General features: G+C 73.9%; 23 protein-coding genes. 12 read left to right on the top strand and 11 right to left on the bottom strand.

The window, feature by feature from the left end:
* Nucleotides 1–200 precede the first annotated feature (200 nt).
* Complete coding sequence (locus RM446_RS18935) at nt 201–965, top strand: maleylpyruvate isomerase family mycothiol-dependent enzyme (RefSeq protein ID WP_311546690.1); 765 nt, start codon at nt 201–203, stop codon at nt 963–965.
* Nucleotides 966–1292: 327 nt separating this feature from the next.
* On the opposite strand, the gene RM446_RS18930 is transcribed toward RM446_RS18935, so the two are convergent.
* Nucleotides 1293–1718, bottom strand: a complete 426-nt coding sequence (locus RM446_RS18930; protein ID WP_311546689.1) for a PPOX class F420-dependent oxidoreductase — start codon at nt 1716–1718, stop codon at nt 1293–1295.
* Between the two features lie 161 nt (nt 1719–1879).
* Between RM446_RS18930 and RM446_RS18925 the strand changes: the two genes are divergently transcribed.
* Nucleotides 1880–2731, top strand: a complete 852-nt coding sequence (locus tag RM446_RS18925) for a helix-turn-helix domain-containing protein (protein WP_311546688.1) — start codon at nt 1880–1882, stop codon at nt 2729–2731.
* Between the two features lie 244 nt (nt 2732–2975).
* Here the strand turns inward: RM446_RS18925 and RM446_RS18920 are convergent, their stop codons facing one another.
* Entirely contained in the window at nt 2976–3908 is a 933-nt protein-coding gene (locus RM446_RS18920; protein ID WP_311546687.1) for a LysR family transcriptional regulator, read from the bottom strand.
* 93 nt (nt 3909–4001) lie between these two features.
* Here RM446_RS18920 and RM446_RS18915 point away from each other — a divergent pair, with 93 nt between their 5' ends.
* A complete protein-coding gene (locus tag RM446_RS18915) occupies nt 4002–4490 on the top strand; it encodes a DoxX family protein (RefSeq protein WP_311546686.1) in 489 nt (162 codons plus the stop codon).
* A 162-nt stretch (nt 4491–4652) separates the two neighbouring features.
* On the opposite strand, the gene RM446_RS18910 is transcribed toward RM446_RS18915, so the two are convergent.
* On the bottom strand, nt 4653–5081 hold the full coding sequence (locus tag RM446_RS18910) for an NUDIX hydrolase (RefSeq protein ID WP_311546685.1): 429 nt from the start codon (nt 5079–5081) through the stop codon (nt 4653–4655).
* Nucleotides 5082–5194: 113 nt separating this feature from the next.
* Here RM446_RS18910 and RM446_RS18905 point away from each other — a divergent pair, with 113 nt between their 5' ends.
* Nucleotides 5195–6682, top strand: a complete 1488-nt coding sequence (locus RM446_RS18905) for an FG-GAP and VCBS repeat-containing protein (RefSeq protein WP_311546684.1) — start codon at nt 5195–5197, stop codon at nt 6680–6682.
* A gap of 138 nt (nt 6683–6820) precedes the next feature.
* Here the strand turns inward: RM446_RS18905 and RM446_RS18900 are convergent, their stop codons facing one another.
* Nucleotides 6821–7807: a R2-like ligand-binding oxidase gene (locus RM446_RS18900; protein ID WP_311546683.1), complete on the bottom strand. Its 987-nt coding sequence runs from the start codon at nt 7805–7807 to the stop codon at nt 6821–6823.
* Between the two features lie 234 nt (nt 7808–8041).
* On the opposite strand from RM446_RS18900, the gene RM446_RS18895 reads away from it, so the two are divergent.
* Entirely contained in the window at nt 8042–8278 is a 237-nt protein-coding gene (locus RM446_RS18895; RefSeq protein ID WP_311546682.1) for a hypothetical protein, read from the top strand.
* A 113-nt stretch (nt 8279–8391) separates the two neighbouring features.
* On the opposite strand, the gene RM446_RS18890 is transcribed toward RM446_RS18895, so the two are convergent.
* Nucleotides 8392–10038 (bottom strand): DNA repair helicase XPB, encoded by a 1647-nt coding sequence (locus RM446_RS18890; protein WP_311546681.1) that lies wholly within the window; start codon nt 10036–10038, stop codon nt 8392–8394.
* Between the two features lie 271 nt (nt 10039–10309).
* Entirely contained in the window at nt 10310–10801 is a 492-nt protein-coding gene (locus RM446_RS18885; RefSeq protein ID WP_311546680.1) for a hypothetical protein, read from the bottom strand.
* Between the two features lie 232 nt (nt 10802–11033).
* On the opposite strand from RM446_RS18885, the gene RM446_RS18880 reads away from it, so the two are divergent.
* Nucleotides 11034–11411: a GNAT family N-acetyltransferase gene (locus RM446_RS18880; RefSeq protein ID WP_311546679.1), complete on the top strand. Its 378-nt coding sequence runs from the start codon at nt 11034–11036 to the stop codon at nt 11409–11411.
* 25 nt (nt 11412–11436) lie between these two features.
* Here RM446_RS18880 and RM446_RS18875 read toward each other — a convergent pair whose 3' ends face one another.
* A complete protein-coding gene (locus RM446_RS18875; RefSeq protein WP_311546678.1) occupies nt 11437–11907 on the bottom strand; it encodes a CD225/dispanin family protein in 471 nt (156 codons plus the stop codon).
* 106 nt (nt 11908–12013) lie between these two features.
* Nucleotides 12014–13033 (bottom strand): helix-turn-helix transcriptional regulator, encoded by a 1020-nt coding sequence (locus RM446_RS18870; RefSeq protein ID WP_311546677.1) that lies wholly within the window; start codon nt 13031–13033, stop codon nt 12014–12016.
* A gap of 113 nt (nt 13034–13146) precedes the next feature.
* On the opposite strand from RM446_RS18870, the gene RM446_RS18865 reads away from it, so the two are divergent.
* Nucleotides 13147–14274, top strand: coding sequence for an epoxide hydrolase family protein (locus tag RM446_RS18865; RefSeq protein WP_311546676.1), 1128 nt, complete (start codon nt 13147–13149; stop codon nt 14272–14274).
* Nucleotides 14275–14278: 4 nt separating this feature from the next.
* On the opposite strand, the gene RM446_RS18860 is transcribed toward RM446_RS18865, so the two are convergent.
* The 3 genes from RM446_RS18860 to RM446_RS18850 all read right to left on the bottom strand — a co-directional run bounded on the left by RM446_RS18860 (nt 14279) and on the right by RM446_RS18850 (nt 17578).
* Complete coding sequence (locus tag RM446_RS18860; RefSeq protein WP_311546675.1) at nt 14279–14746, bottom strand: hypothetical protein; 468 nt, start codon at nt 14744–14746, stop codon at nt 14279–14281.
* A 128-nt stretch (nt 14747–14874) separates the two neighbouring features.
* On the bottom strand, nt 14875–17346 hold the full coding sequence (locus tag RM446_RS18855) for a helicase-associated domain-containing protein (RefSeq protein ID WP_311546674.1): 2472 nt from the start codon (nt 17344–17346) through the stop codon (nt 14875–14877).
* Between the two features lie 43 nt (nt 17347–17389).
* Nucleotides 17390–17578 carry a hypothetical protein gene (locus RM446_RS18850; RefSeq protein ID WP_311546673.1) on the bottom strand — a complete coding sequence of 63 codons (189 nt, stop codon included), beginning with the start codon at nt 17576–17578 and terminating at the stop codon, nt 17390–17392.
* Between the two features lie 419 nt (nt 17579–17997).
* Between RM446_RS18850 and RM446_RS18845 the strand changes: the two genes are divergently transcribed.
* The 5 genes from RM446_RS18845 (at nt 17998) to RM446_RS18825 (ending at nt 24776) form a co-directional block, all read left to right on the top strand.
* The gene (locus tag RM446_RS18845) at nt 17998–18774 is read left to right on the top strand and encodes a hypothetical protein (RefSeq protein ID WP_311546672.1); all 777 of its coding nucleotides are present in this window, start codon (nt 17998–18000) and stop codon (nt 18772–18774) included.
* Between the two features lie 514 nt (nt 18775–19288).
* Nucleotides 19289–19672, top strand: coding sequence for a cold-shock protein (locus RM446_RS18840; protein WP_311546671.1), 384 nt, complete (start codon nt 19289–19291; stop codon nt 19670–19672).
* 203 nt (nt 19673–19875) lie between these two features.
* Entirely contained in the window at nt 19876–20685 is an 810-nt protein-coding gene (locus RM446_RS18835; protein WP_311546670.1) for a DUF3027 domain-containing protein, read from the top strand.
* A gap of 199 nt (nt 20686–20884) precedes the next feature.
* On the top strand, nt 20885–21547 hold the full coding sequence (locus tag RM446_RS18830) for an AIM24 family protein (protein ID WP_311546669.1): 663 nt from the start codon (nt 20885–20887) through the stop codon (nt 21545–21547).
* Between the two features lie 115 nt (nt 21548–21662).
* Complete coding sequence (locus RM446_RS18825; RefSeq protein ID WP_311546668.1) at nt 21663–24776, top strand: sacsin N-terminal ATP-binding-like domain-containing protein; 3114 nt, start codon at nt 21663–21665, stop codon at nt 24774–24776.

Raw genomic sequence — 24776 nt, 5'->3', positions numbered from 1 at the left:
GCTGGGGGGACCGCCCGATTCGCGTTCGCGGATCGATCGCGCCATGTCGGCCGCTGCACCGTGTCGCCCCGGTCTGCCGGTGGTAGCGTCATTCCCGCCTCCGCGGTGCGCGGCGCAGCCCCGCGCGGGTCCGCACGCCGGTGCCCCGAGCACGCCGCGCCGCCGCGGAGCAGGCGGGCAGACCAGCACAGGAGGCCATGATGACCGCACCAAGCGTCCGCCCCGAGGAGCCCACTGCGGTGCTCGGCGCGATCGAGGAGGGCACCGGCCGCCTGCTGCGCACCGCCGCCGCCGTGCGCCCCGAGCAGGTCGCCGAACCCTCGCTGCTTCCCGGATGGACGCGCGGCCACGTCCTGGCCCACGTCTCCCGCAGCGCCGAGGCGATGGTCCGCGTCCTGGAGGGCGCACGCGAGGGCGTCCAGGCCGACATGTACGCCGGCGCCGAGGCGCGCGAGCGCGATATCGAGGACGGCGCCGGGCGGGCTCCCGAGGAGCAGGCGGCCGACCTCGAAGCCACCGCCGAGCGGCTGGCGGAGGTCGTGCGCACCATGCCCGAGCAGGCGTGGACGTTCGAGATCCGGCACCGCAGCGGCCGCGTCTTCCCGGCCGCGCGGGTCGTATGGATGCGGTTGGCGGAGGTGGAGTACCACCACGTCGACCTCGACCTCGGCTACACGCCCGGCGACTGGCCCGCCTTCTTCACCGGCCCCGAGCTGGAGAGCCTGACCTCGCGGTTCGCGGTCGAGGAGGAGCTGCCGCCCGTCCTGCTGCGCGACGGCGCGAGCGGGGCCGAGTACCGCATCGGCGCCGCCGCGGGCCCGGCGGTGACCGCCCAGGGGCCGGCCGGCGAGATCCTGGCCTGGCTCTCCGGCCGCGCCGACGGCTCTCGCCTCACCGTCCACCGCGGCGGCACGCCCGTCGAGTACCCCGCCTCCGTGCTCCCTCCGGTTCCGCCCATGCTCTGACCCGCTCCGGCGGCCGCCGACCGGCTGCGGCCCCGGCTCGGCCGCGGGCGTCCACCCCGTTGAAGGCGCTGCCGAACCCCGCGGGGCGTTGCTGCCCGTGTCTCGGCATAGGCGTCCAGCATGCTGCGGTCCTCGGCGGGAGGGGCCCTTCGCCGTCGCCGGCCAAGGCCATCGCGCCCAGGAACAGCTCTGAGGCGCGGAGTCCGGTTCGGCCGAGCGGTCGGTGGCGCATGGATTCCTTTCGGCGGCCGGGGCCGGACTCACAAGCTGATCGGGCCATGGCCGATCCGCCGCACCCGGTCCGGCGGTCGGGGACGGAGGCGGTGTTCAGGCGACGGTGCGGGCGGCGAACTCGAACGGTCCGGAGCCGATACCCCAGCAGACGACGCGGCGCGGGTGGATCAGGATCCAGGCGGGGCTGAACGGGAAGCCCGCGCCCAAGCGCTCGCCCGTCGCCTCGCCGCCCTCGGTCCGGGTCTCGGCGCGGCCGCGGACCTCGATGCCGCGCGGGCTCCACGGGTCGACCGAGGCCAGGTCGTCGACGACGACGGCGACCTCGGGGTTGGCGGTCGCGTCGCGGAACTTCTTGCTCGGCGCCATGTCGATCCCGCCGACGACGAGTCCGTCGTTCTCGGGGTCGTAGAAGACGCCGACCGGTTTGACCTGCGGTAGGCCGTCGGGGCCCACTGTGGCCAGGCGGCCCAGGGGCTGCTCGATCAGGTAGGCGATCTCCGTCTCGGTGAATGCGCTCATCGTCGGCTGTGCTCCCGTGGTCTGAGGTGGTGTGGCACCGCGTCCGGACCGGACACGGGTCGACACCACTGTGGGCGCGCCACGGGCGGGCAGGAAGGCCGCCGCGGGACTGGTAGCGGCAGGGACATGCTGCCGCGAGGGGGCGGCCCTAGACTCGGGCCATGGGCGACAACGATCTGGGGGAGTTTCTGCGGGCCCGCCGCGAAGCCGTCACGCCCGGCGAGGTCGGGCTTGCGGACGGCGGGAGGCGCCGCACCCCCGGGCTGCGCCGATCCGAGGTGGCGACCCTCGCGGATGTGAGCGTCGAGTACGTCACGCGGTTGGAGCAGGGGCGTGACCGCCACCCTTCCGGGCAGGTGCTCGGCGCCCTTGCCGACGCGCTACGGCTGTCTGCGGCGGAGCGGCTGCACCTGCACCGCCTGGCCAAGGAGGGCGGCGGCGCGCAGTGCGCGGGCCAGCGGCCGTCCGCACCGTCAGTGCGGCCCACCGTGCGCGCGCTGCTCGACAGGTTCGACCCCGACCCCGCGCTGCTGGTCGACCGCGTCGGCGACGTGCTCGCCACCACCCGCGGTTTCGATCGGGTCGCCCGCCCCCTCGGCCTTCTCGACGGCGATCAGCCGAACCTCGTCCGCTACGTGTTCACCGATCCGCGCGCGGCCGACGCGTTCCCCGAGTGGGAGCGGGTCGCCGACGAGCTGGTCGCCGACCTCCGGCTCGCCACGATGCCGGCCGACCCGCACGTGGCGCACGTCGCGGAGGAGTTGTCGGTCACCGGAGGGGCGGCGTTCGCCCGGCGCTGGTCCTCACCCACGTCGCTGCCGGTACGCGCGGGGGTGCGCCGGATCGCCCACCCGGAGGCGGGCGAGCTGCGCCTGTCCTACGAGACGCTGGACCTTAACGATACCGACGTCCTGCGCCTGATCGCCTACCTGCCCGCCGACGAGGCCGCCTCCGCCGCCCTGAGCCGCCTCACCGGCCGCCGTCCCGGAGCCCTGCGCGCGGTGTCGGGTTAGAAAGCCGAGCGCGCCGCGGGCCGTCACCGGTGAAATCACGGATTTACCGACTCACGGTTCCGGCCTGTGCGGTGAAATCCCAGGTCAGCTTATTAACCGGTTCAGTAGTCGATAGCAGAACGCGGTTCGGCCGCACACCGGTATTCGGCATCCACGGTTTCCGCAACTTTCGGGAAACGGTCGGATCGAACTCCGACGAAGCGCATCCGGGTGTTTCCAGGTAAGCGCCGTGAATACCGCCTTTCTAAACAGATTCGGGCAGCGGGCCGGTGTCGGGCGGCGGGTCGGTCGCGAACAGGTCCGCCGCCGTGCGCACGAACAGCTCGACAGCGGGCCCCGTCGCCCCTTCGGGCCAGGCGAGCACGGTGCGGTAGGCGCTGGCGTCGGCCACCGGGACGTACACGACGTCGGGGCGGGGGTTGGCAGCGGCGACGTGGCGCGGCACCAGAGCGAGTGCCTGACCCAGTCCGACGACCTCGATGACCTGGGAGATGTCGTGGACAAGCGGGCCTTGGGCCCCGTCGGCTCCCACGGCGGCGGCCCGGTCCTGGCCCGACCAGTACCGCCGGCTCGCCTCGGTGTCCCCGGGCCAGCGCGGAAACGGTTCACCGGCCAGGTCGGCGCACTGCAGCGCGGCGCGCCCGGCCAACCTGTGGTCGGCGGGTACCGCGGCCACCCGCTCCTCCGAGCACAGCGGCCGAACGCACAGGCCCTCGGTGCCGAAGGGAGTGCCGAGAAGGGCGAGGTCGGCTTCGCCCCTGCGCAGGGTCGCCTCCTGGGCGCGGTAGCCGGTGACGGCGATGTCGGTGCGCGCGGCGTCCGGCAGGCGTGCGTAGGAGGCGACGATGCTCCGCAGCAGCCCGGTGCTGCGGCCGGGCGCCGCGGTGACGGTCAGCGCCGGGGTGGTCCGGCCCGCCCGCCGGGTTCGCCGCGAGGCCGCGGCGGCGGCGTCCAGCACCTTGCGCGCCTCGCTGAACAGAGTGTCGCCCGCGGGTGTCAGCCGGATCGTGTTGTGGCGGCGGTGGAACAGCGGCGCGCCGAGGCGGCGCTCCATCTGCCGGATTGCGCGAGAAAGGGGCGGCTGGGAGATACCGAGGCGCTCGGCGGCGCGGGAGAGATTCAGCTCCTCGGCCGCCGCGAGGAAGTAGCGCAATTCCCGTAGATCGAACTCCTGCATACCTTTAGGGTAGCCTATCCTCCACAATCGGTATTTCCCGCGGAGCGGATCGTCCTGGTCGAATGGAACGATCCCCCTGACAAAGGAGAACCGATGAAATTCCTGGTCCGCTCGGACGCGGTGCTGACCGACGCGGTGGTCCTGCTGGTGCGGCTCTGCGTCGGCGCCGTCTTCGTCGCCCACGGCTGGGACAAGGTCGCCGGTCAGGGTGTCGGCACGATCGTGGAGAGCAACCGCGAGCTGGGGATCCCTCTTCCCGAGCTGAGCGGGGCCTTCCTGGCCTACGGCGAGCTGATCGGCGGCGCGCTGCTCGTCCTCGGCTTCGCCACCCGCGCGGGAGCGGCCGCGCTGACCGTGATCATGATCGGCGCCTGGGTGTTCGTGCACAGCGGCAACGGGCTCATGATGGACGGCGGCGGCTTCGAGTACGTGATGGTGCTCGCCGCCGTCAGCCTGATGATCCTTGCCCACGGGCCGGGGAGGTTCAGCGTCGACTCCGTGCTGGCGGCTGCCTTCGGCGGCGGCGGGCGAGGGCCGCGCGCTGACCGCACCGCCGAAGACCGGGCCGAAGCGGCCGGGTAGCCGCATCCGCTCCGCCCGGGCACCGGCTCCGCCGTCGTGTCGGGCGGAGCGGCCGGGCGCGGCGCCCTTCCTCGGTCCTCCGCCCGCGGGCGCCTGCGCCCGCGGGCGGAAGGGCGCAGGCGTTCGACCGCGGCGGCGGCACGGTCCGCCGCCCTCGAATCCTCAGTCGATCTCGCCGCGCCCGTCCAGCTCGTCGAGGACGCGGCGCACCGCCGGCGCACAGCGGTCCCGATCGGCGTGTGCGAGCCAGGCGAGGTCGGCGATCTCGGCCGCGGGCGCGGGTTCGCCCGCGTGCTCGGCGGTGTAGCAGGACAGGCGCACCTTCGTGCCCTCCGGATAGCCGTCGGCGGCCTCCTCCACCACGGCGAACGGTGCCAGAGTTGCGGGACGCAGCGCCACGCCCACCTCCTCGCGCGTCTCGCGCGCGACGGCGTCCTCGTCGCTCTCGCCGGGCTCGCGCTTTCCGCCCGGAAGGTAGTAGAGGCTGCGGCCGCGCGTGCGGACGCACAGCAGCCGCCTGCGGCTGACGTGCACCCAGGCGAGCGCGTCGATCACGGGAGCCGGGACGGCGCCTGTCTCGGGTGGTGGCATGGGTCCGACTCTAGACGCGATGTCCGGTCGTCGCCGTCGTCTCGCAGGGAAGCGGCGCCGTAGCGGGCTTTGGCCGCCCGGTGCGCGCCCTGTGAGGTGTAGCCTCTTCCGGCATGTCCGAATCGCCTGACTCGGGGGAATCCGTGCGTCGATGCACCCTGGCCGGTGTCCGGTCGCTCCTCGCAGCGGCGCTCGCGGTCGCGGCGGCGGGATGCGGGCCGGTTCCGGAAGCCGGGGGAGGCGCACCGAGCGGGCGGCCCGAACCCTCGGGCGAGCGGCCGCGGGACGCCGAGTACCGCGACGACTTCAACGGCGACGGCTACGCCGACCTCGCCGTCCTGGTCGGCGATGCCGACGCCGGCGGCGCCGAGGGCGCAGGAAAGGTGGTCGTCGTCTACGGATCGGCCGACGGCCCCGATCCCGGCACGCGGCAGGTGATCGACCAGGGCTCCGAGGGCGTGCCGGGGACGCCCGACGCGCACGACCGGTTCGGCGACGCAGCCGCCGTCGGCGACTTCGACGGCGACGGCTACGCCGACGTCGCGGTGATGAGTGCTTGGGAGGACTACGCCGAGCCCGAGGACCCCGATCTGACGATGCTGTGGGGCGGCGAGTCCGGGCTCGGCGGCGGGACGGCGCTGGATGGCTCCGCGCTTCCCGCCGGAGTCGAGGAGGTCGTGAGCGGAGACTTCGACGCGGACGGCGAACGCGACCTGCTCGCCTATCGGGCGGGCGGGGAGTCCGCTGTGCTGAGGGGCCCGTTCATCCGGGAGGGCGGCGTCGCCGGGAAGCAGCCCCTGGCACTGGGCAGTCTGGACCTGCAGGAGCTGGTTCCGGGGGACGTCGACGGCGACGGCGGGACCGATCTGGTCGTCATGAGCTCGTTCGAGGAGATGGGCGAACCCACTGGGGTGCTGCTCTCGACCCCCGCCGGTCTGCAAAAGGCCGACCAGAACCTGGCTTCGGCGAGTACCGGCGCGATCGGCGACATGAACGGCGACGGCTACGGGGACCTCGTCATGCGTGAGGTTCCCGGGGGCGTCGTCGAGGACCTGGCAGGCGACCCCGGCACGCTCAGGGTGATCTACGGCGGCCCGGACGGCCTCGCCGGCAAGGGGACCGCGTTCACCCGGGACAGCGGCTCGATCCCGGGGGAGAGCAACGACAGCGCCGGGTTCGGGTTCAGGCTCGCCGCGGGCGACGTGGACGGCGACGGCTGCGCCGACGTGCTCGCGACGACCGGTGTCGAGCCCCTGGGCGGCGAACCGATGGGCGAACCGGGCGGCGTGGTCGTCCTCAAGGGAGGCCCGGACGGGCTGACGACGGCGGGGTCGTCGATGGTCGACCAGGACAGCGCGGGCGTGCCCGGCGACGGGGAGGACGGCGACGGCTTCGGATGGGCGATGCGCCTGGCGGACTTCGACGGCGACGACCGGATGGACCTCGCCGTCGGAGCTCCCGGGGAGAACGAGGAGCAGGGCGCCGTGTGGGCGCTGCGCTACACCCGGGACGGTGCGGCCGCCACCGGCGCCTACGGTCCGGACGTGCTCGGCGTCTCCGAGAGCGAGCCGAAGCTGGGCGGGGCGTTCGCGCGATCGTAGTGAAGCTCAGCGCCGTTGATCTTGTAGCTATCGTCACTGGAAATCGTTTTCCTTCACGATAGCTACAAGATCGGCGGGGTTCGGGGCAGCGGACGGTGCCGCCGGCCCCGGGCGCCCGCCGTGCCGGGCCGTTCGCCCCTACCTGAGCTTGTCCATCTGGGCGCGGTCCTCGTCGCCGAAGCGCTCTTCGAGCTCCTCCGGCGAGGCGTCGACGTCGATGCGCTCCACCGGCATGCCGCGGGCGGTCTCGATGGCGCCGAGGCGGCGCAGCGCTCGGTCGGCCGCGTAGTCCATCAGCTCCTTGTCGGAGAGCATGTAGCGCTTCTCCTCTTCGTCGGGCTCGGGCTCGTTGCTGCGCTCGACGACCGCGGTGACGTGCGGGAGCAGTTCGTTGAGGCGCTCGGTCACCACGTCCCAGGTGCGGGCGTCGGCGGCGACGTGGCGGCGGCAGGTGAAGGTTCCCCAGGCCATGTGCCGCCGCTCGTCGTCGCCGATGCGCTTGATGATCTCGCGCATGCCGGGGAAGATCCCGCGGGCCGTGCAGATGTGGTTCCAGGAGTGGTAGCCGGTCAGGGCCAGAGAGCCCTCGATGATGTGGTTGTAGGTGACCGAGGCGCGCACCTGGTTGGCCGGGCTGGGGTCGTCGGCCAGTGCGTTCAGGGCGGCGGGCAGCTCGGAGTAGAACAGCGCGCGGTAGCCGGCATTGCTCTCGACGAAGGAGTGCAGGTCCTCGGTGATGCCGACCGCGTCCATCCACATCCGGAACACCTGGACGTGCTTGGCCTCTTCAAAGGCGAACTGCGTCAGGTACATCTCGTCGCCGAGGCGGCCTTCGGCGGCCATCGCGCGGATGAACGGCTGGATGTCCTCGGTGACCGCCTCTTCGCCGGCGACGAAGAGCGCGCACAACCGCATGATCCGCACGCGCACCCCTTCGGACAGCTCCGCCCAGTCCTGTGCGTCGCGGCGCATGTCGATGTCGGCGGGGTTCCAGAACTTGGCGTTGCCCTTGGCGAACAGCCGCAGCGGGAAGGAGTCCCAGTTGAGGCCCTTGGCGCGCAGTGAGTGGAAGCCCTGGCGCTGTTCGGGGGGAAGCGTGGGAGCGGTGTCGGCAGGATCGATCATTGGGGGGCACCTCCGAGTCGGGTCGCCCCCATCATTGGACGCGGGTCACGCGCGTGTAAAGGCGTGGCACCGAGCCGCCGCGGACCGCGATACGGTCGGACGTGCGCCCCGCGGCAGCGCCCCGTTCGTCCTCTGCGGTCCCGGGGCACTCCAGCGGCACGCCTTCGGTCCGCAACGGGCGCCGCGCATTCCAACCGTGCAGTGCCTGCTCATACCGGGAGAACGGGAGAGAACGTGTTCTGCGGCGATCCGGAGAGCTCCGGCTACGCGTCCTGCGCCGAGCAGGAGGGCCTGTTCGCGGTCGCGTCGCTGATTCCGGCGATGCTCGCGCTGGTGCTCATGGTCGCCGCGTTCGCCACGCCCGCGGTGCGCAGGAATCCTACCCTGCGCACGCAGACGCTCGGCTACTCGCTGATCGCCTGGTGCCTGGCGGGGTTCACCATCGTCCTGGGCGCGCTGCCGCCGCTTTAGGTCGCGGCCACGCGGCCGGCGACCCGCTCAGCGCCGTCGATCTTGTAGCTATCGTCACTGGAAATCGTTTTCCCTCACGATAGCTACAAGATCGGCGGGGGCGGGACGGTCCTTCAGATCTCGTCGCCGGCCAGGACGTCGTCGGCGTCGGCGATGCGGTAGGCGTAGCCCTGCTCGGCGAGGAAGCGCTGCCGGTGGGCGGCGAAGTCCTGGTCGACCGTGTCGCGGGCGGTCACCGCGTAGAAGCGGGCGCTGCGGGAGTCGGACTTGGGGCGCAGCAGGCGGCCGAGCCGCTGGGCCTCCTCCTGGCGGGACCCGAACGACCCCGATACCTGGATGGCCACACCGGCCTCGGGCAGGTCGATGGAGAAGTTGGCGACCTTGGACACCACGAGCGTGCGCAGTTCGCCCGAGCGAAACGCCTCGAACAGCCGCTCCCGCTCCTTGATCCGGGTCTCGCCCTTGATCACCGGCGCCTCCAGCGACTCGCCCAGTTCGTCGAGTTGGTCGATGTAGGAGCCGATGACCAGCGTCTGCTCGTCGTGGTGCCTGCGCACCAGCTCGCGCACCACCTCGGTCTTGGCGGCCGACGAGGAGCAGAAGCGGTACCGGTCCTCGGGTTCGGCGGTGGCATAGGCCAGCCGCTCGGACTCGGAGAGGTTCACCCGCACCTCGACGCAGTCTGCGGGGGCGATCCAGCCCTGGTTCTCCATCTCCTTCCAGGGCGCGTCGTAGCGCTTGGGTCCGATGAGGGAGAAGACGTCGCCTTCGCGGCCGTCCTCGCGCACCAGGGTCGCGGTGAGCCCCAGCCGCCGCCGGGCCTGCAGGTCGGCGGTCATCCGGAAGATGGGGGCCGGCAGCAGGTGCACCTCGTCGTAGACGATCAGGCCCCAGTCGCGCGCCTCGAACAGCTCCAGGTGGCTGTGGACGCCCTTCTTGCGCGCCGCCATGACCTGGTACGTCGCGATGGTGACGGGGCGGATGTCCTTGCGGGTGCCGGTGTACTCGCCGATCTCGTCCTCAGTGAGCGTGGTGCGGCGCAGCAGCTCGGTGCGCCACTGGTGGACCGAGACGGTGTTGGTGACCAGGATGAGCGTCGTGGACTTGGCGAGGGACATCGCCGCCGCCCCCACGATGGTCTTGCCGGCGCCGCACGGCAGCACCACGACTCCCGATCCGCCGGCGTAGAAGCCCTCTGCGGCCTCGCGCTGGTAGCCGCGCAGCTCCCAGCCGTCCTCGGCGAGGTCCACGGCGTGGGCCTCGCCGTCGACGTAGCCCGCATGGTCCTCGGCGGGCCAGCCGAGCTTGAGCAGTGCCTGCTTGAGGTTGCCGCGCTCACTGGGATGCACCGCGACGGTGTCCTCGTCGACCCGCTCGCCGAGCATGCCCTTGATCTTCTTGGCGCGGACGACCTCCTCCAGCACGGCACGGTCCAGCGCGTGCAGCACCAGCCCGTGGACGGCGTGGGTCTGCAGGCGCAGGCGTCCGTAGCGGTCCATCGTCTCGGCGATGTCGACCAGCAGTGAGTGCGGGACCGGGAAGCGCGAGTAGTTGATGAAAGCGTCGACGACCTGCTCGGCGTCGTGGCCGGCGGCGCGTGCGTTCCACAGCGCCAGCGGGGTCACGCGGTAGGTGTGCACGTGCTCGGGCGCCCGCTCCAGCTCGGCGAAGGGTGCGATGGCGCGTCGGCACTCGTCGGCCAGCTCGTGGTCGACTTCCAGCAGCAGGGTCTTGTCGGACTGGACGATCAGGCAGGACACACGTACCTCGCAGCAGGGGTCTCGGCGGCGGCCGCCTCCGGGAGGCGGGCCACGGCGTGCAACGCCGAGGCGGTCGGCGATATGCCCGCTGGCACCGCCGACACAACCTTATGCGCAGCCCGGCGGCGGCGGTATGGGAACGGTGGAATGCCGCTGACCAGGGCGGGCAGGGGCGGGCGGAGGCAGGTGAGGCGCGCGGCCAGAGGGAGCGGTCGCGCCGAGCCGTCGGGCGGCGTGCCCGCGGCGCCGGACGACCGCGCGGTGGCGCCGGCTACAGGGAGAGGACCACCATGATCGCCGCGATCAGGATCACCGCCATCAGCCCCAGGTAGACGAGGATGCACGCCCACGTATAGCGGATGTAGCGCTCGACCTCCATCGGGTCGTTCAACCGGGCGAGCGCAGCGATGCCGAACGCGATCGCGGGCACGTTGACCAGCAGGGCCAGCACCGGGAACCCCAGCGCGAGGAACAGCACCGGGCAGAGCAGCGTGAGCATCGCGCACACCAGCGCGGCCACGGCGCTGCCGACGCGGGCGGGAGGCTCCGAGGGCGGTGCGAAGCGCGGCTGCGGAGCGGGCATGCCGCCCATCGCGCCCGCTACGTTGTGCTGTCGCGCGTAGGCGGCGGTCGGCGCGGGGGTGAACGGGTCGCGTGCGAGGGGGTCGGCGTAGGAGGCCGCGCCGTGCGTCGGCGGGTGTCCGCCCGACGCCTGCCGCCCGAGGTCCCCGTGGGAGCTGGGCCGGGTCCAGAAGTCGGTCATCGGCTGCCGCCTTTCGTGGTCGCCCCGGCGTTGGGCCCGCGCCCGCCGGGCCGGCCGGGCTACCGCGGTGCGGTGGGGCGGGCCCGGTCTGCCCTCCAAGCGTAATGCGCCGGGCCCCGCATGCGCCAAGGCCGCCGTGCGCCTGCCCCCTCGGGGCGGTGCGCCGGGCGCCGGACGACTAAGCTGCTGCCTCGTGCATACGGACTACCGACTCCGATCTGGAGTCCCTTCGGTGGAGGACTACCGGCGGCTGCGGACCGAGGCGGACCTGTCACCGGTGACCCGGGAACAGGCGGTCGCGGCGCTGCCCGGCTCGTGGGCCGCGTGCCACGCCGTGGCGGCCAACGGCTCCACGGTGGGCATGGGCCGGGTGCTGGGCGACGGCGGCTGGTACTTCCACATCGTGGACATGGCAGTGCTTCCCGGGCACCAGGGCAACGGTGTCGGCGGCGCGGTCCTGCGGCACCTGCTCGACGTCATCCGCGAACAGGCTCCGCCCGGCGCGTTCGTGAACCTGCTCGCCGATCCGCCCGGGCGGCGCCTCTACCGGAAGCTGGGGTTCACCGAGACCGCGCCGGACTCGGTCGGCATGGCCATGCGCCTGCCCTGACCCCGCGGCGGCCGTGCCGCGGCCGTCAGTAGGGGACCACCACGCCCTCGAACAGCGAGCCCGCCTGGGTGAACAGCCACAGGGTCAGCACGAGCATCACGGCGAACATCACCGCGGCCGCGCCCAGGCAGTACCAGGAGTAGCGCGTCAGGGTCTCGGCCTCGACGTATCGTCCCTGGTCGCGCTTGTGTCCAGCGCGGACGGCGAACACGATGCCGATCACGCCGAAGATCCAGTTGAAGCAGCACAGGAACGTCAGAGCGTGCAGGATCAGCGCCATCGTCGGGCCGCTGCCCGCGGCGGGCCCGGCGGCGGATTCGTCGCGCTCGTTCCGCTCCCGCCGGTCGCGCTCGGAAGCGGGCCCCGGGCGGGCCTCCTCGCGCGCCGACTCGCGGGGGACCTCGCGCCGTCCGAAGGGGGAGCGCGCTTCGCGTCGCCCCGACGGCGGCTCGTCGCGCGGCGAGGACGCTCCGGGCGGAAGCGACTGGTTACTCATGGGGGGTTCGCCGTCCTCCTCTGACCTACTGCGGCCGATCCGCGGCCGCTCGAACGCCGGGCCGCCCCCATCCCATCAGAAGGCGCGGCCGTGTCCCAGCAGCAATCTAGCGGGAATCCGCGCCGGAAGGCCGACCGGCGCCCGGTTCCGGCTCCGCGGCCGCGACCGCGCGCGCTCCCGCGGCGCGCAGGTAGGCGCGCAGTTGCGGGGGACCGTGCACCTCCAATGCGCAGCCGAGCATGAGCAGCCGGGCGGCGAGCCACTCCAGCGTGTCTGCGTGGCCGTGCAGGCGGCAGCTGCCTTCGTCCACCGGGGTGACCTCCTCGGCCGCTGCGGGCAGGCGCCGCACGACCTCCTCGGCGGGCATCTGCAGCGTTGCCGCAACCTCGTAGGTAGGGGCCAGCGAGTGCAGGCTCCGCTGCACGAAGGCGGCCGCGTCCCGGCCCGGCGGGTCGCGAGGCGCGAAGCGGACGCCCGTGGGGCGCGGGGAGCCGATCCGGTCGACACGGAAGATCCGCCAGTCGGCGCGGTCGTCGTCCCAGGCCGGCAGGTACCAGCGCCGCTGTGCTGCGACCAGCCGCAAGGGCTCCACCAGGCGCCGGGGCGGCTCCGGGACGCCGCGGCCCTCACCCCACCCGGCGCTGCGGTAGCGGAAGCGCAGCCGCTCGCTGTTGGCCACCGCCGAGGCGATCACGGCCAGGACATCCGGGTCGACGTCGGGGGCCTCCGCCCCGGGCATCGCGACCGTCGCCGTGCCGAGGGCGCCGACCCTGCGGCGCAGCCGCGCGGGCAGCACCTGTCCCAGTTTGGCCAGGGCGCGTGCCGACGCGTCCTCGATTCCGGCCACCGGATTGCTCGCCGCCGTACGCAGGCCCACGGTGATGGCGACCGCCTCCTCGTCGTCCAGGAGCAGGGGCGGCATCGCCGCCCCCGCAGCCAGCCGGTAGCCGCCGTCGGGACCGCGCGCCCCCCGGATCGGGTAGTCCAGCCCGCGCAGCCGCGCGATGTCGCGGCGCACGGTGCGCGGGGTCGTGCCCAGCCGCTGCGCGATTTCGGTACCGGTCCATTCGCGTGGCGTCTGCAGCAGGGACAGCAGTCGCAGCAGGCGCGCCGAGGTGTCGCTCATCCCCTCATTCTCGCGTCATGATTAGGACGGAAACGGCCCTATACGACTCCTAGTCTCGGAACTCCTCGGCGCACCGCCCGGCGGAGCGCCACCCGAGATCCGAGGAGGACTCCATGACCACCGGCATCCGCCCCTTCACCATCGACGTCCCGCAGGCCGAGGTGGACGACCTGCGCGAGCGGTTGGCCGGTACCCGTTGGCCCCGTGAGCTTCCGGGGCCGGAGTGGAGCCGCGGCGCGCCCGTCGACCACCTCCGGGAACTGGCCGCCTACTGGGAGAAGGACTACGACTGGCGTCGGCACGAGGCGCGACTCAACGCCCTCCCGCAGTTCACGACCGAGATCGACGGGCTGGAGGTGCACTTCGCGCACGTCCGCTCGGCCGAGCCCGGGGCGCTGCCGCTGGTGCTCAACCACGGCTGGCCGAACACCTTCGCCGAGTTCACCGAGCTGATCGGGCCGCTGACCGACCCCCGCGCACACGGCGGGGACCCGGCGCAGGCCTTCCACGTGGTCCTGCCCTCGGTGCCCGGGTTCGGCTTCTCCGCTGCACCCGGGCCCGGCTGGTCCGTCGAGGCCACCGCGCGGCTCTACGCCGAGCTGATGCGGCGCCTGGGCTACGGAAGGTACGGGGTCCAGGGCGGCGACCTCGGCGCCTACATCGCGCCGGAGATCGCCCGCGCGGCGCCCGAAAGCGTCGTCGGCGTCTATATCACCGCCGGGCTGGGGTTCCCCACCGAAGCCGACATCCCCGATCTGACTCCCGACGAGCTGGAGCAGTACAACGAGATCCGCCGGTGGAGCACCGGCGGGCTGGACCACCACGCGCTGCTGCGCCGGGGGCCGCAGACCTTCGCCTACGGGTGGAACGACTCGCCGGCGGCCCTGCTCGGCTGGCTTGTGCACAAGTTCGAGGAGTTCTCCATGGCCGCGGAGCCGCTGGACGAGGTCATCGACCGCGATCTGCTGCTGACCAACGCGTCCCTGTACTGGTTCACGCAGAGCGCGGGCACGTCGTCGTGGCCGATGTACGAGACCGCGGAGTTCGGCTGGCCGCAAGGCCAGGACCGGGTACCGACGGGCGTCTATGCGGGCCCGCCCGCCATCCGCCGCCTGGCCGAGCGCCACAACCGCATCGAGCACTGGCCCGAGGGCAACACCGGCAGGCACCACTTCGTCGCGATGGAGTCGCCCGGGCCCTACGCGGACGACATGCGCGCATTCTTCGGCACGGTCCGCTGAACCGTCAGCGCAGGCCGGCGGCGTACTCCGCAGGGACGCCCACGCTGTGCCCGCCGGCGAACCGGACCGTGATCCGGTCGGTGCCCCAGTCCACACCGGAGATGCGCACGGGCTCCCCGGTCCCCTCGGGGACCGGGACCTCGTGGAAGTAGGAGTCGGGGCGGTGGCCCAGGCGGAGTGTGTAGCCGCCGCCGCCGATGCCGGGATGGCGCAGCAGCACGGCCACGATCGGCAGGGGGCCGGACCCGCTGCCCGCGGTGTCGGGGTCGTAGCGCACGCCGTCCCCGGCCGAGGACACGCGCTGCACCTCCGCGGTGAACAGGTCGGAGTCGACGAGCGGCAGCCCGCCGGCTCCGACCGCCGCGCCCAGCGGCAGGCAGAGCGCGGCGGCGGCGAGCACTGCGGGCAGGCGCCGTCTCGGTGCGGGAGCCGGCGGCCGCGACCGCCGGGCCGGTGCTGATGGAGCGGACATCGGCGTGCTCTCCTGATCGGGTCGGGGACGGGCCGCCGGCGCCGTGTCGGAGTAGGGGCCGTCTGGTCCCGCTGCGGGTGTGCGACCGGCGACCGGCCACGGCCTCCCTCCGGCGGTCCCCGGAGGTCTCAGGAGGAGGCGTCCAGGTCGGCGACCCCGGTGATGCGGTGCACGGCGAAGCGGTGCACCGCCGCGCGCGTTGCGTCGTAGGCGGTGAGGAAGCCGCCCTCAACGCGGGCGGGCTCGACGATGCGGCTGCTGGCGCGGCCCTCGGTGTCGAGGTAGCCGATCCACACCCGCCGGCCCTGCGTGGCGGCCTCCGAGAGGGCGGTCAGCGTTGCAGTGGTGGGCGAGCGCGGCGGCGCGCCGCCGGGGGCGGCGATCGGGCGGCGCGCGGTGGTGGCGGCCTCGTCGCCGGCGCGCACCGCGCGGACCGCGGCCAGCCGCAGCTCGGCGTTGGGCGCCGCCGGCTCCTCCAGGTCGCGGCCCGCCGAGGAGGTGGAGGAGGGGTCCGCGCGGCGCGTTGCGGTTCCGGTCAGCTGCACGGTGCCGTCGGCGGCCTCGGCCACCGGGTGGTAGCCCAGCTCCTCCAGGCGGGCCATGAGCACCGGTCGCGTGGTGCGTCCGGCGACCACCGTGGGGGCCAGCCGGAACAGCTGCAGGCCGGCCGCCCGCCGGTCGCGGGTCAGCTCATCCAGGACGGTCGGCTCGTCGCAGCGCAGGTAGCTGGAGGCGGTGCCGATGCGGAGCCGCCCGTGCCGCCGGGCGACGTCGTGGACGAGGTAGCGCAAGGGCTGCGGCAGTTCGGTGGAGGAGTGCTGCTCCAGCAGCGCGATCAGGTCGTCGGCGCCGCGCCCGGCGTCCAGGGCGCGGCGTACCGAGGCCTCGCTGAAGCGGTAGACCGTCGCGCCGCCGGTGGACTCCACGTCGGCGGCCAGTGCCAGCTCGCGGGCCAGCCGCGGCACCAGCGGGCCGGGCGCCACGGCGGTGAGGTCGCCCTGGACCAGGATCGTCTCCAGCGGCTCGGGCAGATGCCGCGCGAGCAGTTCGCCCGCGGCCGTCTTGTCGCGCTCGGCCAGAGGGGCTTCCTCCGCGTCCAGCTCCTCGACCAGCGCGCGGGCGTGCGGGGCGAGGGCGCCGCGCCCGGTCAGGCCGAGGACCGCCGCCTCCCGCAGCGCAGAGGCGACGAGCTCGTCGTAGGCGGGGCCCTGGCGGCGCGGCCGGAGCCAGGCCAGCCGGGCGGCCACCGAATCCGCCTCGGGCGCGAGGTCCTCGGGTGCTGCAGCCAACATGCCGAGCACGTCCAGCCGTACCTCCGGCGCCGAGCGCCGGTCGAGTCCCTCGCCGAGTACCGGGCGGGAGCGGCCGCGGGAGTCCTTGGTGCCGCTGAGCGAGGCGACCCGCGGCGAGCGCAGCCACGCCTCGGCCAGGCGCAGCCACCGGTACTCGGCGGGGGCCTCGCGCCACAGGTCGAACTCGGGCGCGGGCAGCCACTCGCCGTCGACCTCGCCGTCGGCGGCCAGCAGGCCGGCGGCGCGCGCGGTCTCGGCGAAGAGCGCGGCCCCGGTCTCGTCGGTGTCCAGTTCGCGAGCCGCGCGGCGCAGGTCGCGGGCGCCCAGGCCGCCGCTGCGGAGCACTGCGGGCGGATCCTCGGCCCAGCGCTCCAGCAGTTCGGCGACCGAGCGCAGGGCCGTGAAGGACTGCCCGGCGGCCGCGCGGACCACGGCCTCCGCGCCGCGCCGGGCGCCGGACAGCGCCGGAGGCTCCGTCTCGACCTCGCGGAACAGTTCGCCCCCGCGCAGGTGCAGCGCGACTTCGCGCGGCAGCACCACGGTGTCCTGCGCGGTGGGTACGAGCAGGCCCAGGGCCAGCAGGCGGTCGATCGGCGAGGCCGCTGCGGCCAGACCGCCGTTCCGCTCCGCTGCGCCCGAGACGGTGCCCTGCGGAGGCCCCCACAGCAGCCGGTCGAGCACCGGCCGCGCGTCGGGCCCGGCCAGCGCCAGCGCCTTCTCCAGCCGGGCGGGCTCGGCTAAAGCGGCAGCGATGCGCTCGGTTGGGACGCTGTCGGCGGGCCCGGCGGTTCCCAGGGCCCCGGCGATGCTGGCCAGCGCCTCGGGCGGCCGCTCGGCCAGCAGCGGGCGCAGCGGCGGCCCCAGCCCGGCAGGTGTGCGCAGGATGTCGCGCAGCACGCTGACGGGTCGCAGTCGCGGGCCGTCCTGCCACACCAGCGCGGCGGCCAGCAGGCCCGAGACCGCCTCGCCGAGCCGCTCGGAGTCGGTGCCCAGCGCCGCTGCGAGGCGCTCGCTCTCGACGCCGGGCGGGCCGCCGAGGCGGTCGTCGCCCAGTGCGACCAGGCCTTCGAGGGTCTGGAGCCCGAACGCGTCCAGCCGGTCGAGGACCCGCAGAACAGCAGGCCGCGCGGTCGCGCGCGAGGCGAGGGCGCCGATGTCCGCCGGGACGGGGGTGACCAGGTCGGGCCGCAGCGCGAAGAGCGCGGCGAGCTGCGCGTCGGTTCTTCCGCGCAGCCATCCCGTGAAGGTGGGAGGACGCCCGCCGGTGCCGCCTCCCGCTCCCGCATCCGCATCCGCGTCGTCGGTCATCACCTCAACGCTATGCGATGGGGGCCCCGCCCCCAGTCCGCGGTCATTCGAAGTCGATGCGCACCGACCTGACGCCGTTCAGGGCGGGCATCCACTGGCTGTCGTCCCGGCAGGCGCCGCCGACGCCGCCGGTGCAGCCGGGCCCCGAGTAGAAGCGGTAGGTCGCGATGGGCTCCGCGTCGGCGAAGGACACCCTGCGGCTGCTCTCGTAGTCGTGGCAGCCGGCGGGCACCCGCAGCTCCTTGCAACCCAGGCCGGGGGGCTGCGTAGACCTTCAGCCGGCCGGCGTCTTCGCCGGGGGCATGCGCTGCCGGCTGGGCGGCCGCCGGGGCGGGCGAGGCGAGCGCGGCCGCCGCCAGTGCCGGCGCCGGCGAGGATGCGGGTGCGCATGCTGTCTCCTGCGTTCTCGGAAGTTCAGGTCGGATATCAGGGGCTATTCCGGCGTTCGGTGCCGTTTCGCCGTTTCCTGTGCACGGTGAAAGGCGGAGCGCCCCATTCATACACGCCATTGCGTTAGTTTGCGGCTACTTTAAGTAGCGGGTTTCGGGTTTCGGGTTTCTGCTCTGCCCTCGATTCTGCGTGTCCGGATGGGGCCAAAGATCGCCGGAACACCCGTAGGGCCCACGGTGATCTTGCGGCACCATTGGTCCCATGACCGAGCAGGCCGCTCAGCTTGTGCTGCAGTACCTCTCGCGGGTCGCCGACGCCGCGTACGGGAACGTGTCGGCACGGCACCGTGCCGCCTACCTCGCCGACCTGCGCTCCCGCATCGACCGCGCCTGCGCTGCCGCCGGTGCGGAGAGCGTCGGGGATGTGCGCCGAATCCTGCACGGTTTCGGGCGTCCGGCCGAACTCCTCGCTCGTGAACTCGATGCCGAAACCTCGGGAAGCGCCGGCCTCGTCCGCACCGCCGCCGAGGAGGACGACGCAGAGGGAGCCGAGGAGCGACGGCGCGCCGTCCCCGCACCGGACAACCGCCCGGCGCGCGAGCCGCCTCCGTGGCGGTCCGGAGCGCGGCCCGCCGCCCGCCGCCCGCGTCCCCGCCCGAGCGGCGGCGCGCCCGCGCAGGGGAGCCGCACCGACGCGCTCGCCGCGCTGCCGGCGGCGCTGCGGCGCCACCCCGGCGAGGCGGCGGGCGTCCTCCTCTACCTGGTCGCCGGCGCCGTCGGGCCCCTTGCGGCGGCCTGGCTGGTCGGTGCCGCGATCGTCGCGCTGAGCCGGGTGTGGACAGGCCTGGACAAGGCCGCCGGCCTGGGCCTGCCGGTCCTCGCCACGCTGGTCGGCATGGCGCTGTGGGAGAGCGGTGTCGACCACATCTACTTCGACCAGATCATCTGGAAGTCGCTCACGGACACCGGTGTGATCGGATTGCGCGCGGCGGCCCTGGCCACCGGCGCGTACCTGGCGCTGCAACTGGGCCGCCGCTGATCGCGGCCCGCCGCCGGTGCCCCCGGACCAACAGCGGGCAAGCCGCGCCGCAATCGGGTCAGCTGTACGCCAAGTCTGCGGAATATCCGGGTTGACCTGCGGTTTCGGACGCGTCATGACCGAGGTGCCGGGTAATGATGCCTGTGCGTCCAGATGTCGGCCGTTCCGCGGCCGCGGGCGCCGCGCGGCGTTTCGCCGCATTGGCTCGGAGGCGTTCCGGTGGCGCCGGGTCCCGTCCCATGACTCCGCAACCAGCGGCATCGGCAAGCGCTTCCGACAGAGGGGCCCGGAGAGCCGCATCCGGGTCCCTCTCCCACTCTCGGCGGCGCCGCCCGGTCCGCCGCGACAGGTCGCCGAGGCGCGCCCGCGCTTTTCCCGCGTTTCAGGGGGTAATTCGCTCGCCTGCCGGGAACGCAGGGCACTAGCCTGAAAAGGCCCCTATGGGAGGATCGGGAGCCGAGCGACGGCGCCCCGGCCCTCGTTGGACTCCGACGGCGAGAGCGTGAGGTCACCCGTGCCCACCGGCAAGGTCAAGTGGTACGACAGCGAAAAAGGTTTCGGCTTCCTCACCCGCGACGACGGCGGTGAGGTGTTCGTGCACTCGTCGGCGCTTCCTGACGGAGCCGAGTCGCTGCATTCCGGGCAGCGTGTCGAGTTCGGCGTCGTCGACGGCCGCAAGGGAGCGCAGGCGTTGCAGGTCAAGCTCCTGGACGCGCCGCGCTCGGTGGTCAAGGCCCAACGCAAGAAGCCCGACGAGATGGTGGTCATCGTCGAGGACCTCATCAAGCTCCTCGACGGGGTGTCCGGGACCTACCGCCGCGGCAAGCATCCCGAGAGCCGCGAGGCGGGCAAGATCGCCCAGGTGCTGCGCAAGGTCGCCGACGACCTGGAGGCCTGAGGGCCGGTCCGACCGCCCCGTGCGCCGCGCTCGCGGCGCCCGTCGGCGGGCCCCGTCCGCGCCGGCGGGCGGGGCCGCAGAGAGTGAATCCCGTCACACCCGTACGCGGTGCAGCCGCGATCGGGACCGCCATGGGGCGTAACGGTCGACTATCGATCGCTATCCTGGTCGTGTCGGTGCCCGTAATCAGCGAAAATGGAAACGTGAGCCCTAGCCGCCGTTCTCCCGCACCAGACAAGGCATGCATCGAAGCGGTCGACCTCGCCCGTTCCGCGGCCGTCGAGATCGGACGCCCGGAGTGGGTCGGTGAACACCGCTCCGCCTATGTCGAGGGTGACCGCGTCGTCACCCACCTGTTCGCGTGCCTCGACCCCGCCTATTCGGGGTGGCGCTACGCCGTCACCGTGGTCCGCGCCTCCCGCGCCAAGAAGGTGACCGTCAACGAGGCCGTCCTGCTACCCGGCGCCGAGGCGCTGCTGGCACCGGAGTGGGTGCCCTGGAAGGAGCGCCTGCGCCCCGGCGACCTCGGCGTGGGCGACCTGCTGCCCAGTGCGGACGACGACGACCGGCTCAAGCCCGGTTACGCCCAGGTCCCCGACGACGAGCTGGGCGAGGAGGGCCTCGACCGGCAGATGGTCTGGGAGCTGGGCCTGGGCCGCCCGCGCGTGCTCTCCGAAACCGGGCGCGAGACCGCCGCCGAGCGCTGGTACGGCGGCGAGAGCGGCCCGCGCAGCGCCATCGCGGCCGCCGCGCCGGCCAAGTGCGCCACCTGCGGCTTCATGACGCCGCTCGCCGGCGAGTTCCGGCAGATGTTCGGCGTGTGCGCCAACGAGTACGCCCCCGACGACGGCCGCGTCGTCAGCCTGGACCACGGCTGCGGCGCGCATTCCGAGGCCGCGCAGCCCTCGGTGCCCACCGAGGCGCCCCTGCGCCCCGTCGTCGACGAGCTCGGCTACGACCACATCGTCTTCGACGACACCAGCGAGCTGGAACTCGTCTCCTCCGACGGCTGAACGGCGACCGGACCTGCCGCCCCGGCCCGCTCCGCGCGGTCATCGGCGGAGCGGGGGGCGGTCCGAACCGGAAACCGTGCGCGGCACCGCGGCGTCTCAGGAGTACGGGCGCGAATCCGTCCGTCGCGCCGCCTCCGGCGCGCCGCACGATCAGGCCCGGCCGCCGCGGCTGGGCCGGCAACACGCTAAGGGGTCCGCTATGCGCAGTCCGCTGTTCGACGAGGTCCGCGAGTCCCAGCAGCGCGGAATGGTGCTGCAGAACGCCAAGATGCTGAAGGTCGGCCTGGACGGCGAGGTCAACGCCCGCCAGGGCTCGATGGTCGCCTACCAGGGCGATGTCGAGTTCTCCTACAAGGGCTCCGGCGGGCTCGGCAAGTTCTTCAAGAAGTCGCTGACCGGCGAGGGCCTGCCCCTGATGACCGTGTCGGGGCGCGGGGACGTCTTCTTCGCCCGTGACGCCTGGGACATCCACGTCATCGACCTGGAAGGCGACTCCCTGACCGTCAACGGCGAGAACGTGCTGGCGTTCGAGGCCGGCCTGGAGTGGGACATCAAGCGCGTCGAAGGCGCCGGGTTGACCGCCGGGGGCCTTTTCAACACGGTGTTCACCGGGACCGGGCGCATCGCCGTCGCCTGCCACGGCACACCGGTGCTGCTCCAGGTCGACCAGCCCACCTTCGTCGACACCCAGTCCGCCGTCGCGTGGGCGTCGAGCCTGGAGACCGGCGTCCGCAGGACCGCCAAGGCCGGGGCGCTGGTCGGGCGCGGCAGCGGCGAGGCGTTCCAGCTCGCCTTCGAGGGCCAGGGCTTCGTCCTGGTCCAGGCCTCCGAGGGAGCGCCCCCGGCTGCGGCGCAGGCCTAGGCCGACCGGCCGCCGGTCCCGCGACGGGGCCTGGTGGGGGCCTCCGCGCCGTCCGGCTGAGAATGGACATCCGGTTCGCGTACGGTAGTTCAGCACCGATGCGGGAGGAGCCCCCATGGCCCTGTCACCCACCGACCCGTTCGGCACCGCCGAACTGCGGCGGCGTGTCCTCGAGGGCTGGGCCGACGCCCCCGCCCGGTTCCGCGAGGACGCCAACGCCGAAGAGGACTACGCGCTGGGCGCCTACCGCGACCGCGTCGTCGTCGAGCTGGCGCAGAACGCCGCCGACGCCGCGCGGCGGGCCGGCGTGCCCGGCAGACTCCGCCTGGAGCTGCGTGGAGACCGTTTCAGCGCGGCCAACACGGGTGCACCCCTGACCGCGGCGGGCGTGGAGTCGCTGTCCACCCTGCGCGCCTCCGCCAAGCGCGACGAGGGCGACCCCGGATCGACCGGCCGCTTCGGCGTCGGATTCTCCGCCGTCGCCGCCTTCAGCGACGACATCGCGGTCGCCTCCGCCGCGGGCGCCGTGCGCTGGAGCCGCGCCCTGGCCCGGCCCGCGCTCGACGCCGCAACCGCCGACGGACGCGCCCCCGGCCTCGCTGAGGAGCTGGAGCGGCGCGGCGGCCATCTGCCGCTGCTGCGTCTGCCCTTCGCCGCCGACGCGCAGCCCTCCGAGGGCTACGACACCGAGGTCGTCCTGGTGCTGCGCGACCCCGAGTCCGCCGAGCGCCTGCGCGAGCTGCTGGAGTCCACCACCCCCGCCGTGCTGCTGGCGCTGGCGGACCTCGCCGAAATCCGCGTCTCCACCGACACCGGCGAACGTATCCTCACCCGCGAGCCCGCGACCGGGGCGGACGTGCTCACCCGCGTGGAGCACCGCGCGCCGGGGACCGCGGACGGCGGCGGCGCGCAGTCCCGGGGCGGGGCCGCCGAGACGCACACCGTGCGCTGGCGCACCGCCACCCGGACCGGCCGGTTCGACCCCGCTCTGCTGGCCGACCGGCCCAGCGAGGAGCGCGGACGGCTGGAGTGGACGCTCACCTGGGCTGTCGCCCTCACGCCCGAGGGCGGCGCCGCCCCGCTACCCGACGACGTCTCCGCCGTCGTGCACGCGCCCACACCCACCGACGACGCGCTCGCGCTGCCCGCGTTGCTCATCGGCACCTTCCCGCTCGGCCCCGACCGCCGCCGTGTCGCCGCGGGCCCGGCGGCCGAGACGCTGATCGCCGAGTCCGCCGACGCCTACTGCGACCTGCTGTGCGAGCTCGACCCGCGCGCGGCGCTGGACCTGGTGCCGCGGTCGCTGATGGGCTACGGCGAGTTCGACGGGCGCTTCCGCTCCGCCGCCGCCAAGCCGCTGCCCGACACCCCCTTCCTGCGCACCGCCGGCGGGGAGCCGGTCCGTCCGCGCGACGCGGTGGTGCTCGAGGGCGGCCCCGAGGTCGTCTCCGTACTCTCCGAGGTCGTCGGCACGGCGCTGCCCGGCGGCCTCGACCCCTACCACCCGGCGCTGGCCCAGCTGCGGGTCCGCCGACTGGGCCTCGCGGAGCTGGCCGACCTGCTCGGCGACCTCGACCGCGAGCCCGCCTGGTGGGCGCGCCTCTACGCGGCCCTGCGCACGGCCGGGCAGAGCGGGGTGGACATCGGCGAGCTCGGCGCGCTGCCGGTTCCGCTGGCCGACGGCCGGCTGGTGCGCGGCCCCCGCGGACTGCTCGTGCCCTCGGGCGACACCTTCGGCGCGGCCGAGGCCGGGCGGCTGAGCCCGCTCGGGCTGCGCGTCGTCCACCCCGAAGCCGCCGACCCGCTGCTGGAGCGGCTGGGCGCGGTCGAGGCCGGCCCGGCGGCGGTCCTCGCGGACCCGCAGACGCGCGCAGCCGTGGAGAACTCGCTGGACGCCGACGACCCCGAGGCCGTCTGCGGCCCCGTGCTGGACCTGGTGGCGCTGGGCGAGACCACCGCCGGGGACGCGCCCTGGCTCGCCGAGCTGGCGCTGCGCGACGACGAGGGGGGCTACTCTGTCGCCGGCGAGCTGCTGCTGCCCGGCAGCCCGCTCCGCGGCATCCTGACCGACGACGCGCCCTTCGGAACCGTCGCCGCCGACCTCGTCGAGCGCTACGGCGAGGCCGCCCTGGCCGCGGTCGGCGTCCTCGACTCCTTCACGGTGGTGCGCACCGCCGACCTCACCCTGGGCGCCGCGCTGGAGGACGCCCGCAGCGGGAACGGGCTCGACGGCCTCGACGGCCTGGACGAGTGGGCCGAGGAGGTCGCCGAGCGGCTGGGCGACCCCGACCTTCCGCCCGTGGTCGCCGAGTTCACCGGCGTCGCCGACCTGGAGTTCGTGCGCGCGGACCGCTGGCCGCAGGCGCTGGAGCTGCTCGCGGGCCAGCGGCTGCGCGAGGCGGTGACCGCGCCCGCCCGCGTCCTGGGCGAGCGCGGCCGGGTCGTCGACGTCCCCTCCTACACCGCCTGGTGGCTGCGCACCGGGGCCGTACTCGACGGGCGGCGCCCCACCGACCTGCGCACCGCCGACGCCGATCCCGTGCTGGCCGGGCTCTACGACCCCGCTCCCGGCGGTCTCGACGACGGCCTCGCGGCCGCGCTCGGGGTGCGCTCGGACCTGGCCGGTCTGCTGGCCGAGGCCGACGGCCCCGACGACCTGCTGGACCGCATGGCCGACCCCGACCGCCACGTCGACCGCCGGGCGCTGCGGGAGCTGTGGACCGCGCTGGCCGGAGTCGACGCCGACCGGGTCTCCCCGCCCGAGCGTGTCCGCGCGGTCCAAGGCGGCGCGATCGTGCTGGCCGACGCCGAGGACGCGGTCGTCGTCGACCGGCCCGACCTGCTGCCGCTTCTGGGAGAGCGCCCCGCTGTCCTGGCCCCGGCACGCTCGGCCGCCGCGCTCGCGGACGTGCTCGACCTGGCGCTGGCCAGCGAGGACGTAGACGCGCAGGTCGAGTCGACGGGCGAGGTGCTGCCGGTGCCCGACGAAGTCGGGGCGTTCCTGCCCGGAGGCGTCCTGACCTACATCCACCACGAGGAGCTGACCGTCGACGGCACTGCCGTGGAGTGGTTCTGCGACGGCAAGACCGCCCACGCTTCGACCACCGACGGCCTGGCCCGCGCGCTGTGCCTGCTGGCGGAGCGCTGGGACGCCCGCCACCTGGTCGCGTCGGTGTTGCGCGACCCGCGGTCCGTGCCGGTGCTGCTGGCGGAGGCCGACCTGGACTGA

The organism is Streptomonospora wellingtoniae (assembly GCF_031845375.1).
In the GTDB taxonomy this organism is placed as follows: Bacteria; Actinomycetota; Actinomycetes; order Streptosporangiales; family Streptosporangiaceae; genus Streptomonospora; species Streptomonospora wellingtoniae.
This window is presented reverse-complemented; position numbering and strand designations above follow the sequence as displayed.